This window comes from Chloroflexota bacterium, from assembly GCA_014360905.1.
GTDB lineage: Bacteria > Chloroflexota > Anaerolineae > UBA2200 > UBA2200 > JACIWX01.
Map to the genome: position 1 here is coordinate 1 of JACIWW010000037.1, position 17,466 is coordinate 17,466.

The 17,466-nt window shown below is 52.2% G+C and carries 15 protein-coding genes and 1 tRNA gene; 13 read left to right on the plus strand and 3 right to left on the minus strand.

What is annotated here, in order from left to right; all coding sequences use genetic code 11:
* Positions 1-120: 120 nt before the first annotated feature.
* Positions 121-648, minus strand: a complete 528-nt coding sequence (locus H5T67_12080; GenBank protein ID MBC7246042.1) for a methylated-DNA--[protein]-cysteine S-methyltransferase — start codon at positions 646-648, stop codon at positions 121-123.
* A 130-nt stretch (positions 649-778) separates the two neighbouring features.
* Here H5T67_12080 and H5T67_12085 point away from each other — a divergent pair, with 130 nt between their 5' ends.
* The 13 genes from H5T67_12085 (at position 779) to H5T67_12145 (ending at position 16,709) form a co-directional block, all read left to right on the plus strand.
* Positions 779-1,519 (plus strand): serine/threonine-protein phosphatase, encoded by a 741-nt coding sequence (locus H5T67_12085; protein MBC7246043.1) that lies wholly within the window; start codon positions 779-781, stop codon positions 1,517-1,519.
* Between the two features lie 45 nt (positions 1,520-1,564).
* Positions 1,565-1,936 carry a hypothetical protein gene (locus tag H5T67_12090; protein MBC7246044.1) on the plus strand — a complete coding sequence of 124 codons (372 nt, stop codon included), beginning with the start codon at positions 1,565-1,567 and terminating at the stop codon, positions 1,934-1,936.
* A gap of 97 nt (positions 1,937-2,033) precedes the next feature.
* Entirely contained in the window at positions 2,034-3,515 is a 1,482-nt protein-coding gene (gene secD / locus H5T67_12095; protein MBC7246045.1) for a protein translocase subunit SecD, read from the plus strand.
* A gap of 75 nt (positions 3,516-3,590) precedes the next feature.
* Positions 3,591-4,517: a protein translocase subunit SecF gene (gene secF / locus H5T67_12100; protein ID MBC7246046.1), complete on the plus strand. Its 927-nt coding sequence runs from the start codon at positions 3,591-3,593 to the stop codon at positions 4,515-4,517.
* Between the two features lie 73 nt (positions 4,518-4,590).
* On the plus strand, positions 4,591-5,433 hold the full coding sequence (rsmI, locus tag H5T67_12105) for a 16S rRNA (cytidine(1402)-2'-O)-methyltransferase (protein MBC7246047.1): 843 nt from the start codon (positions 4,591-4,593) through the stop codon (positions 5,431-5,433).
* Positions 5,434-5,445: 12 nt separating this feature from the next.
* The gene (locus H5T67_12110) at positions 5,446-6,507 is read left to right on the plus strand and encodes a bifunctional phosphoglucose/phosphomannose isomerase (GenBank protein ID MBC7246048.1); all 1,062 of its coding nucleotides are present in this window, start codon (positions 5,446-5,448) and stop codon (positions 6,505-6,507) included.
* A 29-nt stretch (positions 6,508-6,536) separates the two neighbouring features.
* Positions 6,537-6,767: a hypothetical protein gene (locus H5T67_12115; GenBank protein MBC7246049.1), complete on the plus strand. Its 231-nt coding sequence runs from the start codon at positions 6,537-6,539 to the stop codon at positions 6,765-6,767.
* A gap of 49 nt (positions 6,768-6,816) precedes the next feature.
* On the plus strand, positions 6,817-8,103 hold the full coding sequence (locus tag H5T67_12120; protein ID MBC7246050.1) for an NAD(P)/FAD-dependent oxidoreductase: 1,287 nt from the start codon (positions 6,817-6,819) through the stop codon (positions 8,101-8,103).
* A 167-nt stretch (positions 8,104-8,270) separates the two neighbouring features.
* Positions 8,271-12,278, plus strand: coding sequence for a DUF11 domain-containing protein (locus H5T67_12125; GenBank protein ID MBC7246051.1), 4,008 nt, complete (start codon positions 8,271-8,273; stop codon positions 12,276-12,278).
* 38 nt (positions 12,279-12,316) lie between these two features.
* A complete protein-coding gene (locus H5T67_12130) occupies positions 12,317-14,236 on the plus strand; it encodes a DNA primase (GenBank protein MBC7246052.1) in 1,920 nt (639 codons plus the stop codon).
* Positions 14,237-14,248: 12 nt separating this feature from the next.
* Positions 14,249-15,502 carry a sigma-70 family RNA polymerase sigma factor gene (locus H5T67_12135; GenBank protein MBC7246053.1) on the plus strand — a complete coding sequence of 418 codons (1,254 nt, stop codon included), beginning with the start codon at positions 14,249-14,251 and terminating at the stop codon, positions 15,500-15,502.
* A 44-nt stretch (positions 15,503-15,546) separates the two neighbouring features.
* Positions 15,547-15,619, plus strand: a tRNA-Asn gene (locus H5T67_12140).
* Positions 15,620-16,013: 394 nt separating this feature from the next.
* Complete coding sequence (locus H5T67_12145) at positions 16,014-16,709, plus strand: response regulator transcription factor (GenBank protein ID MBC7246054.1); 696 nt, start codon at positions 16,014-16,016, stop codon at positions 16,707-16,709.
* Between the two features lie 27 nt (positions 16,710-16,736).
* Here H5T67_12145 and H5T67_12150 read toward each other — a convergent pair whose 3' ends face one another.
* Together H5T67_12150 and H5T67_12155 are read right to left on the minus strand one after the other, a co-directional pair.
* Entirely contained in the window at positions 16,737-16,964 is a 228-nt protein-coding gene (locus H5T67_12150; GenBank protein MBC7246055.1) for a hypothetical protein, read from the minus strand.
* Positions 16,965-17,001: 37 nt separating this feature from the next.
* Entirely contained in the window at positions 17,002-17,355 is a 354-nt protein-coding gene (locus H5T67_12155) for a hypothetical protein (GenBank protein MBC7246056.1), read from the minus strand.
* Between the last annotated feature and the right edge of the window lie 111 nt (positions 17,356-17,466).

The following is a 17,466-nucleotide window of genomic DNA, read 5'->3' on the forward strand; positions in this document are numbered from 1 at the left end:
CCATTTGGGGTATACTGGGGATGAGCATATCGCCTTGCTACCACCTATCCTGCTCGACCCAATTAGTACCGACCTGCTGCTCGCTTGTGACAAAGAGGCTGGTAACGATCTATTGGCCACTTACACATAAAAAGGTCTGCCCTGGACTTGTGCTGCCTCCAGCTCAAGTAGACGCCGCTTCATCTCAAGCCCGCCACCAAAACCGATTAGTTGGCCATTTTGCCCTATGACACGATGGCATGGCACAACAATGGGAAACGGATTGGTGGCCATAACCCGTCCCACAGCTCGAGCTGCCTGAGGGGAGCTGACCTGAGCTGCTACCCAGCTATAGGAACGAACCTGTCCACAAGGGATAGAACGAACCACACTCCAGACACGAACTTGAAAGTCCGTGCCCTGGCGCACGTCAAGGACTTCATTTCGAAAGTCCACAAGCTCGCCTCGAAAATAGCGCTGCAATTTTTCGTGCAGGGCCATCAGGCGAGGATCCATACCCTCTTGAGCACCCGGCCATCGGTGTATCAAAGGGGCCAGTGCTTCCTCAGGCGTACGGGATGGTAAGGTGGTGCCAACTAGCCCGTGTGCAGAAATAGCTGTGCCTATCCACCCCCAGAAGGTCCAACATATGCTGAATGTGATTCCCATAGTGGCCATCTGTATTTTTATTATAAGTTTGCTGCAGAGCTTTGTCAAAAACGCTACAATTTCGATACGACTGTAGTGCTCATTGCTTCTTGCCTTTGAACAAAGGGGAGCAAAAAGTATAATGATGAATATGCAAGGATCAAATGAAAACCCTGAACTTGAATTGCAAGTTGGCGTGGCCAAGGTCAACAAGTATGCTGTCAGTGAAAGTGGCGACACCTTGGAGATGATCGAACGCCCTCATGGCGGGCTATCGCTGGTTCTAGTGGATGGTCAGCGCAGTGGACAATCCGCCAAGCGTATCAGCAACCTGGTGGCACGCAAAGCTATCTCGTTGCTAGCAGAAGGTATACGCGATGGCGCGGCAGCTAGAGCGGCGCATGACTATCTGCGTGCCTACCACCAAGGCAAAGTATCCGCTGAACTCAGCATGGTTTCGCTTGATTTGGTCACACGCACGCTGGTCATATCCCGTAACAGTCATTGCCCAGTACTATTAGTGGATAAAGACGGTTTGCGTATGCTCAATGAGCCGAGCCAGGCTATTGGTATCTATGCTAGCACCAAACCTAGCATTACTGAAATCCCGATAGCAGCAAACATCTGGGTTGTTGCCTTCACCGACGGCGTGCTTGATGCAGGAAGTCGCTTTGGTACCTCCTTTGACGTGGTGGAATGCGTTGCCCATCAGCTCAAGCAAAGTCAATGCACTGCTTCCCTATTGGCTGATGTGATTCTAGCTCGTGCCATGGAATTGGATCGAGGACGCCCACAAGACGACATGAGCGTGCTCGTGCTCGCTCTCGTACCAAGTGAAGCAGTGGACAATATCCGGCGTCTGACCGTTCGTTTCCCGTTGCCGCCTTTCTGAAAGGTCTTACCTGCCACGCCTATAGCGGGATGAGAGGTACAATATATGCGTATAGTCCTGGTAGGCATCTGTGGAAGTGGCAAGACAGTGTTGGCGGAAGCGTTGCGCAAGTTGGGCTATGAAGTTCGTGAATGTGGTCAGGAGCATTCGGAAGTCCCTTACATGTGGCAGGTCATCTCACGCCCAGATGTGCTGATTTACCTGGATGCTAGTGAAGAGGTTGTTTATCGTCGAGGACAGCGCCATTATGTGGTAGGATGCGTGGAGGAGCAACGGCGGCGTTTGGCCCATGCCCGCGCTCATTGCGATCTATACATTATGACCGATGACCTGACTGAATTGCAGGTGTTGAAAATTGCCACGGACTTCCTGGAGCATTATGCACCCAAGCGCAGTAATGATTTGACAGGTCCGTAAGGATAGCCTATAATCGAGCAACCTGAACGGGCTAAACCGGCCACACCCCTGCCGGGTGTGGCTATTATTTGCCTGCTCCAAACTGTGGAGGAAATCAATGCAGCAGCGTGATATAACTTTATTGATGTTCATCATCGTTTTGACGGGTATTGCAATTTGGATTGTCTGGCCAAATAACCCTGGTTTGCACATCCACTTTGGCCCCATCCATTTTGATCGCGATATCAAGGTGCATCGCGGCCTGGATTTGCAGGGTGGTGTACAAGTTGTACTTGAGGCCGATTTGCCTCCGGGGCAGCAAGTGGACGCAGATGCCATGGCTGCGGTAAAGGGCATCATTGACAATCGCGTTAATGGCCTGGGAGTGGTAGAACCCCTTGTGCAGTTAGCAGGCTCCAATCGGGTCGTGGTAGAATTGCCAGGCATTCAAGATCCTGAGCTAGCCATTTCCACTTTACGGCAGACAGGTCTCCTGGAATTCATAGACGCTGGCAATACTTTTCTGCCTGCAGGCTTGGAAGTCCAGACGAGCTTCCGCGAAAGTGGCGAGTTTGGTATCCCAACACCTACTCCCGAACCAACTGCGACAAGCACAGCTCTGGCCATAGAGACGCCTACGCCAACCACAACAGTCACACCCGCCGAGGTTATCTCCCCCACTGCTGAAGTCGAAGCGACACCTTCGCCAACTCCACGTCCCCGCGTTTTCCGTACGGTGATCACCGGAAAACATCTACAATCTGCACAGGTTGGTCAGGACGAATATGGTAGGCCCCAGATCAATTTCACCTTGACTGAAGAAGGCGCCCAAATTTTTGCCGCTCATACCGCTGCCAACATCGGACGGTATCTGGCTATTGCGATGGACGGTGTGATCATCTCGTGTCCACGCATTGAGAGCGCTATTACCGAAGGTTCGGGCCGCATCACTGGTGATTTTAAACTGTCTGAGGCACGCAGCATTGTCATCCAATTGCGCTACGGGGCACTGCCTGTGCCGCTGAAAGTCATTCAAAACCGTACCGTGGGCCCCACTCTTGGGCAAGACTCGGTCGCAAAGAGCACCCGCGCAGGCATTATTGGCGTCATTATTGTCTTATCGTTCATGTTGGTTTACTACCGGCTACATGGCTTTATTGCTGACATTGCGCTGGTTATCTACGCCTTGGTTACTTTCAGTTTGTTTAAGTTGATCCCGGTGACGCTGACTTTACCCGGTGTAGCCGGCTTTCTGTTTTCAGTGGGTACGGCAGTCGATGCCAACATCTTGATTTTTGAGCGCATGAAGGAGGAACTGCGCCAAGGGAAACGGTTCAGTTCGGCTATCCAGGCTGGTTTTGATCGCGCCTGGACCTCTATCCGAGATTCGAACCTTTCCACCCTGATTACCTGTGTAATCCTCTACTGGTTTGGTTCAAACTTCGGTGCGAGCATGGTCAAGGGCTTTGCGGTAACGCTCTTCCTAGGCGTGCTGGTCAGCATGTTCACCGCAATTACCGTTACGCGCACTATTATCCGTGTGCTTTACGCCATTGGGGGTGAGAATCTGCGCGACAGCAAGTGGCTGATTGGCTTGTAGTATCTGAAGCATTCATCCGATATCCAGAAAGCAGCCCTTGGCAGTGCTTGAGTTTCACCTTTTCGTGGAGGTATCATGACAGACATTGTTAGCAAGCGATATTGGTACTTTTTGATTTCGGGTCTAATTATTATTACGGGCCTTATCGCTATGGGCATTTCCATGTTGCGTTTTGGCAGTCCAGTGCGATTGAGCATTGATTTTACCGGCGGTGCGTTCATGGAATTGGCCTTTGAGCAACCAGTGATGCCTGCTGAGGTCCGCCAAGTATTTGTTGAGCACGGCTACGGTGATACTTTGGTGCAAACCACCTTAGATGCTAAAACAGTGCTTATCCGTTCGAAGGAGTTGGAAGAGGGGGAGAAGGCCAAGATTCAGGCTGATTTGACCGCGAGATTTGGCCCATTAACCGAGCTGCGTTTCGATCAGGTAGGCCCCACCGTGGGGCGCGAGGTCACACGCAGCGCCACAATGGCTATTACTGCAGCCGCTGTTGTGATTATGAGTTTTATCATCTTTGCATGGCGAAAAGTGCCTAACGCTTTGCGTTATGGCATTTGTGCCACTGCAGCAACTCTGCACGATGTCTTGGTTACTATGGGGGCCTTTTCCATTTTTGGCCTGGTGCTGGGTTGGGAAGCCGATGCGCTGTTTCTCACAGCCATGCTCACAGTGACCGGTTATTCAGTACAAGATACTATTGTGGTGTTTGACCGCATCCGAGAGAACATTCCCAAGCGTCGTGGCGAACCCTACGAGTTGATCGTGAACCGCAGCTTGTTGGAAACAATACATCGCTCTCTGGCCACGCAATTGAATGCTATCTTTATTCTGATCGCAATCCTGTTCTTCGGGGGAGCGACCATCCGCCAGTTTATCGCCACTCTGCTGATTGGCTTGATCAGTGGCACCTATTCATCTATCTTCACCGCTGTACCACTACTAGTTGTCTGGGAGAAAGGCGAATGGCGCAATCTCTTCCGCCGCCTATCTCGAGGTTAACCCGTGAAGGTGTGATAGCCTCCATGATAGTGCTCTTGGGCGTGAGGCGATCTCTCTGCTATAATTTTATCTAATGGGCGTGTTATATGTTGTAGCGACACCAATTGGGAATCTAGAGGACATCACGTTGCGTGCACTGCGCGTATTGCGCGAGGCGCACCTAATTGCCGCTGAAGATACGCGAACAACAGCCAAACTCCTGACTTGCTATGACATTCACACGCCAATGATCAGTTTCTTTGAACACAATGAATTAGTCAGACAGGAAGAGATCCTGCGCGCTCTAGAAACTCAAGACGTGGCCCTGGTTTCAGAAGCAGGCATGCCCACTATATCCGATCCTGGATACCGCCTGGTCCAGGCTGTGATTGCTGCTGGTATACCCGTGCAAGTCGTGCCAGGGCCATCGGCTGTCCTCGCTGCTTTGGCAGTATCGGGTCTGCCCACGGACAGCTTTGTTTTCCTTGGTTTCCTCCCACGACGCCGCCTGGCGCGACAGCGGACGCTGGCTTCCATACGCGAAGTACCGCGCACGATTGTCTGTTTTGAGACACCACACCGCCTGTTAGCCGCTTTGGAAGATATCTACACCATTTGCGGTGATAGGCAATTGGTGGTTGCCTGTGAATTGACCAAAAAGTACGAAGAGATTTGGCGCGGGACAGTCCACGCCGCGTTGACTCATTTTCGACAGAGTACTCCGCGTGGGGAATTCACCTTGGTGCTCGCTGGTGCACCCGACCGTGAGGAACCTGCCTGGGAAGAATCTCGCGTGCGAAGGGTATTGCGTGAGATGATCCACAGTGGGCTGAGTCGCCGCGATGCCGTAAGCCAGGTCTCCAGAATGGCGCGGTGGCCTAAACGTGCAGTTTATCGCCTTGCATTGCAAGAACAGACCAACCTCATCACGATGTAGAGAGAGAAACGAATGTTTGACTTGGATGCGCCTCAAAACTTCTCTGTGCTCGATCCGCAGAGGATGCTAAACCACATCGCGGGACTGCCGCAGCAATGTGAGGACGCTTGGGATGAGATCCAGGACATCGTGCTACCGGACACCTATCGCCAGGTGGACCAAATCGTCATCCTGGGTATGGGTGGCTCAGCCATCGGTGGTGACTTGTTGCGCGCTCTACTTGTTGAGGAGTGTCCTATCCCGTGCATTGTGCACCGCGATTATGGCGTGCCGGCCTTTGTTAATCAGCGCACTTTAGTCATTGCCTGCAGTTACTCCGGTGACACCGAGGAGGCGCTAAGCGGTTTTGACGAAGCTTTACAACGCGGAGCACGGCTGCTGTCTATCACCACAGGGGGTGAACTGGCGCGGCGCACGCGTATGCACGGCCTACCTTTGCACCTATGCCACTATAAAACACAGCCCCGGGCTGCAGTGGGCTGCGCTCTTATGGCCTTGTTGGGCATTGTACAGCATTTAGGATTGGTGAACGATAAATCAGCTGATGTAGCAGAGGCGATCACCGTGATGCGCGAGTGGCAAGCGCAGATCAAAGAGACAGTACCTGTAACAAGCAATGCGGCAAAGGCGCTGGCCGAAAAGCTTTACGGGCGGGTGCCGGTCGTATATGGCGCAGAGCATTTGAGCGAGGTGGCACGTCGTTGGAAGGGACAATTTAATGAAAATGCCAAGACATGGGCCATTTTCGACGTGTTTCCCGAACTTTGCCACAACACAGTGGCAGGCTACCCTGCGCCGTCTTATTTGCTGCAGTATGTGCATGTAGTGATGTTGACTTCTTCGTTGCACCATCCACGAATGCAAATGCGTTTCGACGTCGTGCGCGAACTACTGCAGCGGGATGGTTTCGCTTTCGATGTGGTTGAAGCGCGTGGGTGCAGCAAACTGGCTCAAATGCTATCACTGGTGCTTTTCGGCGATTATGTCAGTTTTTATCTGGCGATGCTGTACCAGGTTGATCCGTGGTCTATCGGAAATATTGATTTGGTGAAGAAAAGACTGAGTGGCACCTGATTGGACTCGTTGCCAATTAAGGAGGGTTCATGGACTCGGGAATGGTGAGCAAGATTGAAAAAGCAAGGCGATATGCAGAAGAGAAGGAGCGCGTGCATTTCCTCCGATTTGAGGTGATTTTTCGTGGCGATCATGGCACTTACACAGTTCGCTACGATCAAGGAGCATGGCAATGTGGATGCCACTTCTTTGCCCAGAGAGGTGTATGCAGCCATACCATGGCTATGGAAAGAATTCTGTCCGGCATGATGCCCGAATAGAAACAGGAGTGGGTGGTGACAAACGAACGCTAACGGGAGCAACAGCGACATGGAGATCGGCATTGTTGGTGCGGGCTTTACTGGACTAACCGCAGCTTATGAACTGAGTAAGCGTGGACATAAGGTAACTGTTTTTGAGCAGGCATCTCAGGCTGGTGGCTTGAGCGGAACCTTCCAAGACGAGAATTGGGAATGGCCTCTGGAGATGTTCTATCATCACATCTTTGCCTCGGATGACATTCTGTTGAATTTCAACCGGGAGTTGGGGATTGCTGACAAGGTGTTTTTCCCCAGGCCGATCACTGCTATCTGGCAAAAAGGCGGTGCTCATGCTTTTGATAGCCCGCTGGCTGTGCTGCGCTATCCCTACTTGTCCTTTGCGGATAAAATGCGTGTTGGACTTGTAATCCTCTACCTGCGTCTCTCCCAAGAGTGGCAACCTCTGGAACGGGTCTCGGCGCACGAATGGCTACCTCGTTATGTTGGTCAACGGGCTTACCAGGCACTCTGGGAGCCACTGCTCGCGGGCAAGTTCGGAGAATACTACCGCGAAGTCAACATGGCCTGGTTCTGGGCGCGATTTCACAAGCGAACACCGCGCTTGGGTTACTATATTGGGGGCTATCAGACGCTCTTCAATGCCCTGGTGGCCAAGGTTCAATCTCAAGGCGGTGTTATTCACTTGAATACACCAGTGCAGCGCATTGAAGGAAGCGCACCGCGAATTCGCGTTCATGCCGCAAAGGCTGTGCACGAGTTTGAAGCAGTGATAGCCACAGTTCCACCGCAAACGATGCTTCATCTGGCGCCGGACCTGCCTGAGGATTATGCAGCACAGATACGCGGACTGCGTGCTATTGGTGCGTTGACCCTCATTTTGGCTTTGAAGCATCCTATGACGGATGGCTTCTATTGGATCAACCTACCTAAGGGGGAGTTCCCCTTCCTGGCTTTTGTGGAACACACCAACTATCAATCGCCAGAACACTATGGTGGGGATTATATCGTTTACCTGGGGACCTATCTCCCACCAGAACATCGCTACTTTCGCTTGAGCAAGGAGGAGATCCTGCAAGAGTTCCTGCCCAGCATGCCAGCCTTTAATCCCCAATTTGAGCTATCTTGGGTGCGCAACACCTGGCTGTTTCGGCGTAAATATGCGCAACCGGTGGTGCCTGTCCATTACTCCAAGCAGATCCCTGCCGTACGCACGCCTGTGGCGGGCTTGTACTTTGCCAGCATGAGCCAGGTCTATCCCTGGGACCGGGGCTCGAACTACGCCGTGGAGATGGGACAGAAGGTAGCGAGAATGGTGCTTGAGGATACTGCAACATAGCCCTCTATGCCCTTTCATGGATGCTATGCAGGGGTGGTAGATGCCCCGTTGCCTGCAATAATAGCAGGGGAAATTAGCACATCGGTTCAATGTGGATGCGGCCTCGCTCGTGAAGCGATGATAACCTGATAGGTAATATGGCGACAAGAAGACATTCCGGGAAGACAATGCATCAGCGGTGGATATCTTGGAAGTATGCAGCAGCACTGCTGCTCATTCTTGTACTGCCAGGTTGGGGAAGAGCTGCAACTGGCCCGCAGCTCGCGCTCAGCAAATCTGCCACTCCATCTACCGTAGCCGCTGGTGGACGCGTAACTTATACCATCACCTTGACGAATGCCGGCAATGAGCCTGCAGAAGGCATCACCATAAGGGATGCTCTGCCCGATGGTTTCACCTATCTCCCTGGCACTAGCCGCATCACGGTGAACGGTGTGACCGTTTCCACAACGGACCCCGTTATTAGCGGACGTACTCTGACCTGGGCCAAACCAACGCCCGGTTTGCGCCTGCCCTCTGGGCGCAATGCCAGTGTTTATGGCATCCATACCTTTGTGCAAAGCCGTTGGAATCCCTGTGACCAAGGTTATATAGATTACCAGCTAGACCGCGCCCGTGAGCTCATGGGCGCGGGCAGTTATGTCACACAGTTATTGGACTGGATTGACCCCACCTGGCAAGGCCCTTTGGATTGCTGGAAGTATTTTGTGAACAAGGCCTATGATCGGGGGCTCATACCAGTCGTCCGACTAGCAGGAGCGAGCACCCCACAATTCTGGATCAAGCCCAAGCCTGATCCAGATGGGCGCTACGGCTCTTGGGCGCGGGCATTCAGTAAGGTAGTAGAAGGGCTGCCCAAGCGAGATGGCTACAACCTGTACGTGCAAGTCTGGAATGAACCCAATCTTAACTGGGAGTGGGAGGGACAAGCAAATCCTACGGAGTATGGGCGTTTCTTGGTAGACGTAGCGGCTGCTATTCGCACTCTTGGAGATCCACATGTCGTTATCCTAAACGCTCCGCTTTCTCCAGGCGGCGATTATGATTACCTGGATTACTTGAGGTCCATGCTCATCAACGTACCATCTGCATTGTGGGCATTCGATATTTGGGCCAGCCATCCCTATCCAGGAAACAGACCACCGAGTTACAATATCCATAATGGTACAGCCGGCGATAGCTGGGCAGCTGTTGATCTATATCAACGCGAGTTGGAAGTGCTGACCCAGTATGGCCGCAGCGGGGTTAAGGTGCTGCTTACCGAGACTGGCTACGAGCTCTACAATGCCTACGATGTACTTTATCCCCCGATTAATGAAAGCAACCGCGCAGATTATATCGTGCGCGCCTTTCGTGATTACTGGAGCCAGTGGCCCGAAGTCATTGGAGTTTGTCCTTATGAATTGGTTGATCCTCAGGGAACATGGTGGAAATGGGATTGGGTTGGCCACCGACAATTCGATGCAGTCAAGGCAATGGACAAATCGTTCTCGTCAGTGAGCAGCGTGATGCGCATTACTTTTCAAGTTACCGCGGCAAGCAGCGCTGGTACATATTACAATGACGTTTCGGTTACTGCCAGCAATGCTCCATCCCTATCGCTTACGCGCGTAGCTCCTGTTACGGTATATGTGCCTACTCCGACACGCACGCCAACCCCAACTCTAACGCGTACGCCCACTGCATCGCCAACAGCTACTGCTATAGCAACGGCAACCTGGACTCCTGCACTCACTTTTACTCCTGTTGTGACTGAAACCCCTTCTCCTTCTGCTACTATCAGCGCTACACCAACGGCCAGCGCAACCTCGACAGAGATACCTACAGCAACCTTTGTGCCAACGAATACCCCTTCTTTGACGCCAGTCTCAACGGAAACTGCTGCACCGTCTCCATCCCCTAGTGCAACGATGTCACAACTGCCCACAACAACGGTTACACTTTCTCCAAGTCCCACCGCGACGGAGACGTTTACTGTAACTCCTACGCCAACTTCGTGCCCGGACCTAATTCACAACGGTGGCTTTGAGCAAACCGGGGCTTGGCAAATCGGAGCCTCAGCTCATCCAGCAGCCTATACAACAGTTCGCGCGTACAGTGGTCAGCGCTCGATGCGTCTAGGCATTGATTCGGGAAATAATATCTACAGTTGGTCTACAGTCGCACAGCAAATCACCATTCCAGCCGATGCCAGCACGGTGTGGCTGTCTTACTGGTATTACCCACAATCAACAGATACCAGCGGTGATTTCGGTTACATTTCCATCTACCATGTGTCCTCGAACATCGAACTGCAACGGCTGCGCAACATCCGTGAGAACTCTCAAGTTTGGACATATTCCAAGCATTCGTTGGATGCCTTCAAAGGCATGACGGTGCGTGTACTGTTTGGCGTGTACAACGATGGGTTAGCGGGTTTAACAACGGTATATGTGGACGATGTGGCGGTGCTTGCCTGTGGCGCGATGCTCACCCCCACTGCCAGCCCTACCGCATCTCCCACGCTTTCGCCAACACGAACAGCTTCCTATACCCCAACACCTACGAGCACAGTGTCGCCAACCATGACCTGTACGGCCACACCTACCCGTTCACCCACAATAACCGTTTCTCCCACCGCGACTCCAACCCCAACTACCGTGCCGTCCCCGAGTGCAACGGCAAGCCCCACGGGCGGATGTACAGACTTGATCATCAACGGTAGCTTTGAGTGGGATGATGAAGCTTGGTATATCCCGAATACTGCGTACCCCGCTGGCTATACCACGGCTCGTGCTTACCGTGGTTGGCGCTCGATGCGCCTGGGGATCGAGTCATTGAGCAACAACCGCTACAGCTACTCGACCACTAGGCAAAATGTCTATGTGCCAGCGAATGCGTCAGACCCCACCTTGACCTTTTGGTATTATCCCGTCTCTGGAGATACGGAACGCGATTTGCAATATGTGCGTGTCGAAGCCGGAGATAGAGCAGAATGGGTGCTTTATGCGCGCTCCAATGCGCAGTCTTGGATTTACAAGCGCTATTCTCTGAATAATTTCAAAGGCTACGATATACGCATTTACTTTGGTGTCTTCAACGACGGAACGGGTGGTGTAACTGCCATGTACGTGGACGATGTTTCACTGCTAGTTTGCGGATTGCAGCCCACGCCTTCCAGACGTCTATTCTTGCCTGTGATTCTTCATGGTGTTGGGGAGAAAGTACAGTCTCAGAGCGCTTATGAGTTGCAAGGTATTATATCATCAACTCCAATTTCTATGCCCGCTGTACACACGCTGTGGCAAACAGATGAACCTCACGTGTCTCCTGATTTCATCCACAGCATAGCGCTCAACCCGGCAAATGGCTTGCTTTATATGACAGCGGGCAAGGCAATTTGGGGCATCGAAACTCGCAGCAATCAGGTCATTGCTTATATTCCGCTGCCAAGTGCACCCTATGGATTGGCTGTTGATACGACCAACAACTATGTCTATGCTGCCCTACAGCAGATGGATGCCCTGGCCGTGGTTGATGGTGCGCAGCATCAGTTGCTGAAAATTGTGCAGGGCATTCCTGGTGCCAGTGGTGTGGCTATAGGAGAAGATTATATCTATGTGACGGCTACCCGCAGCGATGAACTAATTGTTGTAGATAGACAAAATTGTGCTATAATAATGCGTGTGCCTGTTGGCGATGCACCGTACGCAGTGTTGTATGATCCTGGTCTGCACCGAATCTACGTCGCTAATGCTGGTGAGGACACAGTGTCCATGATGGATGAGCGCAGCTGGACACTCGTGAACTCAGTGAAGCTGGGCGGACTGGGGCATCCACATGGTCTCGCCCTTGACCCAGTTCGTGATCGCCTCTACGTGACCTATGCCCTATCGCCCAAACATCGGGCTATTGCTGTTGTGGACACTCTTTCGGGGCAGATCATCTCGATCCGGCGAGGCAGCAAAGATGAACCTCTCCTGGGGGTCTATGGCATAGCAGTTGATCCATTGCGGGGTCTGTTGTACGCCGCGACGGTTGACGAACTTTTGGTGATGGTGGGTGAAACTTTGCATACCGTGCAAAGGACATCAGGTGTTGGACCTGTTTATGCCTTTGGTCTGGCAATTGATCCCGTGACAGAGCGCGTCTACATCGCCGATGGGCAGCATGGAAGGATTGCTGTTGTACCATAAAGTTAGTATTGGGTGTTCGTGATATTGGGATTGAAATCATGGGCGTTATTGATGAAATCAAGGAACGTCTGGATATTGTGGATGTCATCTCCAGTTATGTACCACTGAAAAAAGCGGGCCGTAACTACAAGGCCCTTTGCCCTTTCCATAGCGAGAAGACGCCATCTTTTGTTGTCTTTCCCGATACCCAGTCCTGGCATTGCTTTGGCGCTTGCAATACAGGGGGAGATGTTTTCAGTTTCATCATGCGCCGCGAGAATATGGAGTTTGGCGAAGCATTACGCTTGCTTGCTGAACGCGCTGGCGTATCCCTCGAACCACGCCGCGAAGGAGAGGAAGGAACAGGGAGGCTTAAGGAGCGCCTGCGAACGATCAACCTGCTTGCTGCGGAGTACTGTCATTACCTGCTTTTGAACTCACCGGAGGGTGTGCGCGCCAGAAATTATCTGATCAAACGTGGTATTTCTGATCAGACTCGCGATATATTCCAATTGGGTTATGCGCGCGATGAATGGCAGGCTCTAGGGCAGTATTTGACCAGCAAAGGCTACTCTTGGTCAGATTTGCTAGAGGCAGGGCTGGTATTAGAGCGCAAAGAGGGCGGCTATTACGATCGTTTCCGCGGGCGGCTCATGTTCCCCATCCGCGATGTCCAAGGGCACGTCGTAGGCTTCGGAGCACGGGCACTGGACGATGCACAACCCAAGTATCTGAACTCGCCACAGACGCTTATTTTCGATAAGAGCAGTATCTTGTATGGAATAGACCAAGCAAAAACAGCCATTCGTGAGCAAGGTTATGTGGTCATTGTCGAGGGGTACATGGATGTGCTTATGGCTCATCAGCATGGCCGCAAGAACGTGGTCGCCTCGATGGGTACAGCGCTTACCGAAAAGCAAGTGCGTGTAATCAAGAAATTGACAAAAAATTTGGTTCTGGCTCTTGATGCTGACGCAGCGGGCGATCAGGCTACAATGCGAGGACTAGAGGTTGCCAAAGAAGCTTTGGATCACCGGGTGATGCCCGTGCCAACCTGGCGCGGGTTGATTCGCTATGAGGACCAATTAGACGCAGAGATACGCATCGTGGCTCTGCCGTCAGGCCGAGACCCAGATGAGGTGATCAAGGAAGACGTGACGAATTGGGATGCACTCGTTGCACAGGCTCTCCCTGTAGTGGAGTACTATCTGCAGACCATCGTATCCAAATTCGATTTGGAGTCCCCCAAAGACAAAGTGGCAGCGGCCAGGGAGGTGCTGCCACTTATCAAGGAAATCGGCAGCCCGGTGGAACGCGCCCATTACTTGCAAAAATTGGCCCGCATGTTGCGTGTAGATGAGCGCATGTTGCAGCAGGAGATGGAGAGCAAGAGACCAGCTCCTCAAGGACCTCCCACTGCAGTCGAACGGTATGGGCGACTTTCAGCACAACCTGGACTGACTTTCGGCCTGGAGCAGTACGTGCTTCTGTTGCTGCTTAGGCGACCTGAACTACTCGAGTCCATGAATGCGCTGCTCGCCAGCCTGGGAATGGAGCCATTGAGCAGCGAGGACCTGACTGAAACGGAGAAGCGTGCTCTATTTGAGTTGATCTCCAGTCATATCACACAACATCATGGCCTCGATATCAATGCGCTGCGTCAAGAAGTGGAAGTTCCCTTGCGCGAGGCACTCGAGGATACGTTGGGGTTGATGGAAGAAATTGCTTTTTTGTCTGATGAACAGGCCGATCGGGATGCAGCCCGATGCGCGTTGAGACTGCGGGAATTGCATCTGCTTCGTCGCAATGAGGAGATCCGTTATTTACAGGAGGATGCTCGAGCACAAGGCGACGCAGATGCAACCCGGGAATGGGGCCGGAAAGTGAATGAACTGACAATGCAGTTGGTGCGTCTGCAAAAGGAAAAGGCAGTACAGAGCTCGCTACGCCCTCTTCGACAAGGGCAACTATATAGTTAGCAGGAGTTCAAGATGGTCAGAGACGATGACCGCGAAGAGAAAAAGGATCGGCTTATAGCCAAAGGGTTAAAACAGAAGTTTGTCACAGAGCGTGATGTTGATGAGATCTTCCCAGATGCCGATCGAGACATAGAAGAACGCAATGCTTTGTATCATGCCTTCCAGGAAATGGGTATTGCGATACTAAGCCCTGAAGAGGAGCGACAATCATTGGAGTCCCCTCTGACCGATTTAGAGCTCTCGTCCATCCCTGCCTCTGCAAGAGAGCAAGCATTGCTCGATGACCCATTGCGAATGTATTTGCGGGAAATCGGGCGGGTGCCTCTTCTGCAAGCTGACGAGGAAGTAAGGTTGGCAGGGGCTATCAAGGAGGGGCAAGAAGCTCGTAAGATGCTGCGCCAGAGCAAACTGGACCAAGAGACGAGACGGGCACTGCAGGAAAAGGTACGCCAAGGGGAACTGGCTCAGCGCCGCCTGGCAGAAGCCAATCTGCGACTGGTCGTCAGTTTGGCTAAAAGGTATGTAGGGAAAGGCATGTCTTTTCTCGATCTGGTCCAGGAAGGAAATATCGGACTATTGCATGCGGTCGAAAAATTCGATCCCACTAAAGGGTACAAGTTCAGCACGTATGCTACCTGGTGGATACGCCAGGCAATCAGCCGTGCCATTGCTGATCAAGCACGTACCATTCGCCTTCCCACGCACATGATTGAAACCATCAACCGCTTTCTTCGTGCTTCCCAGACGCTGACACAGGAGTTGGGCCGTGAGCCCACTGTGGAAGAAATTGCGCTGAAAATGGACTTGTTGACTCCTGAGGAAACCGCTGCTATTGAGGAAGCAATGAGCGTGGGGAAGCCGCTTGATCCCATCTTGCAGCGTCGTTTGCGCGCAGCAGCTTCCAAAGTCAGCGAGATCATGCGCATGGTTCAGGAGCCAATGTCATTGGAAATGCCCGTAGGCACAGAAGACAGCACTTCTTTGGGAGATTTTATTGAGGATGAGACAATACCTGGCCCTGTTGACGAAACCTCACGGCAGCTGCTGCGAGAACAGATGAAGGAAGTCCTCGATTCGCTCAGCCACCGGGAACGTCGTGTGCTCAGTTGGCGCTTTGGTCTGGATGATGGACAGAGTCTCACGTTGGAAGAAGTGGGACAGAAGTTGGGCGTGACACGGGAGCGTGCGCGGCAAATTGAGGCAAAGGCCTTGCGCAAACTGCGTCATCCCTTGCGCAGCCGGAGACTGAGGGATTATCTCAGTTAAATTTGACGGAAAACGCCATATTATATATAATAGAATTGCGATATTCCTCGGTAGCTCAACTGGCAGAGCAGCCGGCTGTTAACCGGCGGGTTGTAGGTTCGAGTCCTGCCCGAGGAGCTAAAAACAAGCTTTCATATTGTCTTCTATAAACGAGACTAAACTCGTTGCATGCTCTGTCGAAGTTGGCTTCGGCAGAGTTTTCGTTTTCTGAGTGTCATATCTCGCAGCCTCCTCAACAAGACTGGGCATATCCATTTTGTAATAGATTAATTTCTGTAGTATAATAGATATGTGGTCTCGTATCCAAATTTGCTACCATGCCTGCACTGAAATGAGTCCACAGCGGTCATTGCGGTTGCTCTAGCCCCTTTAAAATGAAAACGAGTCGCCTCTAACAGACGTTGGAATGAAAGGCAGAACTGCCTTCCCAGTTCCTATGGGAGAGGATGGGCACAAAAAGGTTCAATTCTGTTTGGCTGCCTTGTATGTTTGGCAACGGGAGGTGCTGGTCATGGCGAAGGAAATCCTGATCATTGAGGATGAAGATTTCATCGGTGGCTTGCTCAGCAGAAGCCTGTCACAATGGGGTTATGAAGTTACTATAGCAAAATGCACGGAAGCCCTCAAAGAGGCTCGGGAACATCATGCAAGCCTTGTCTTGTTGGAAGTGCCCACCGCCAGTGTTAAAGCTCTCGAAACTTGCCAACTCATACGAAGCATAACTGCCGCACCCATTATTGCGCTCGTAGAGAGTCCTACCCAGTTCGATGAAATCCAAGGAATCCAGTACCTTTCTAAACCCATTGATTTTCAACAACTATTAGTTGCCGTGGAAAGTGCCCTGAAAACGAAGCCAAGGCCGCGGGAACAAAGAATACGCACTTTACGCCAGGGTGACCTGGAGCTTGACTTACAAACCCGCTGTTTGACCAAAGGAGATCGTCGTTACCATCTGACGCCCAAAGAATGCTTGCTGCTCAAGTTGTTCATGAGCAACCCAGGCCGGGTATTAAGGCATAGAATAATTCTGAAAAAGGTATGGAACACTGATTACGATGGCGACATTGCTACGCTACAGGTGCATGTGAGCTGGCTACGCAAGAAAATCGAGGACGAACCCGGGAAACATACGCGCCTGCGCACCGTGCGGGGAGTGGGCTACCGCTTCGAGGCCAAACCTGCACCCGCTTTGGAGGATGAGGCGTAGCCGTATCCACTCGAATCCCCTGAACGATCAGGATGGCTTTACCCCAATCCAAAAACAATTGGGCTGCACGCTGACTGATTCGATCACCTGCACATGTACTGGAATGTTCTTTGCTCCGGCTAAGGTTTTAGGATGTACATAGCAGACATTCGGTGCTTCTCCAAACCTCTCACGATACCGGCGCGCTGCATTCTCGATCTTGGTCGCAATCGGCACTTTTGGATTGTCATCAAACCAAAGCAACCCAGTCTTCATGCTCTCAACTCCTGAACAAACAGCATGCCATTTGTACTCACTCTTCACCTTCACCAATGATGTGGAATTCTCTTTGCGCGGACTCATGGATCAGCGTATGAGCAGGATAATAAGATGGCAAAGGGATGTTCGATATTGGCGTGCCGCCCTGGATGACCACCACCGGCGGATAAGCTCCGTAGCGGCCACCCTGCCCGTAGGGCGGCTCCTCCATTTGACGCTCTCTGCGCGTCATGATCACCATCAACAGCACGCTCATGGGAATCCCTGCCGCCACGCCGCACACCACCCCTACCACCACTGCCATCGCTTCCGCGCTCATGCGCTGCCCCACCACCACTGCCAACGTCACGGCAAAAGCCAATGCCACTGCTATCGCCACTCTACGCATCCTTCACCTCCGACTGAAATCAAACGTAAAACGGAATACGGAAAACGTAATACGTAATACGGAACACGCAATACGCACCACGCACCACTTCTCCCTCCTCACTCCTCACTC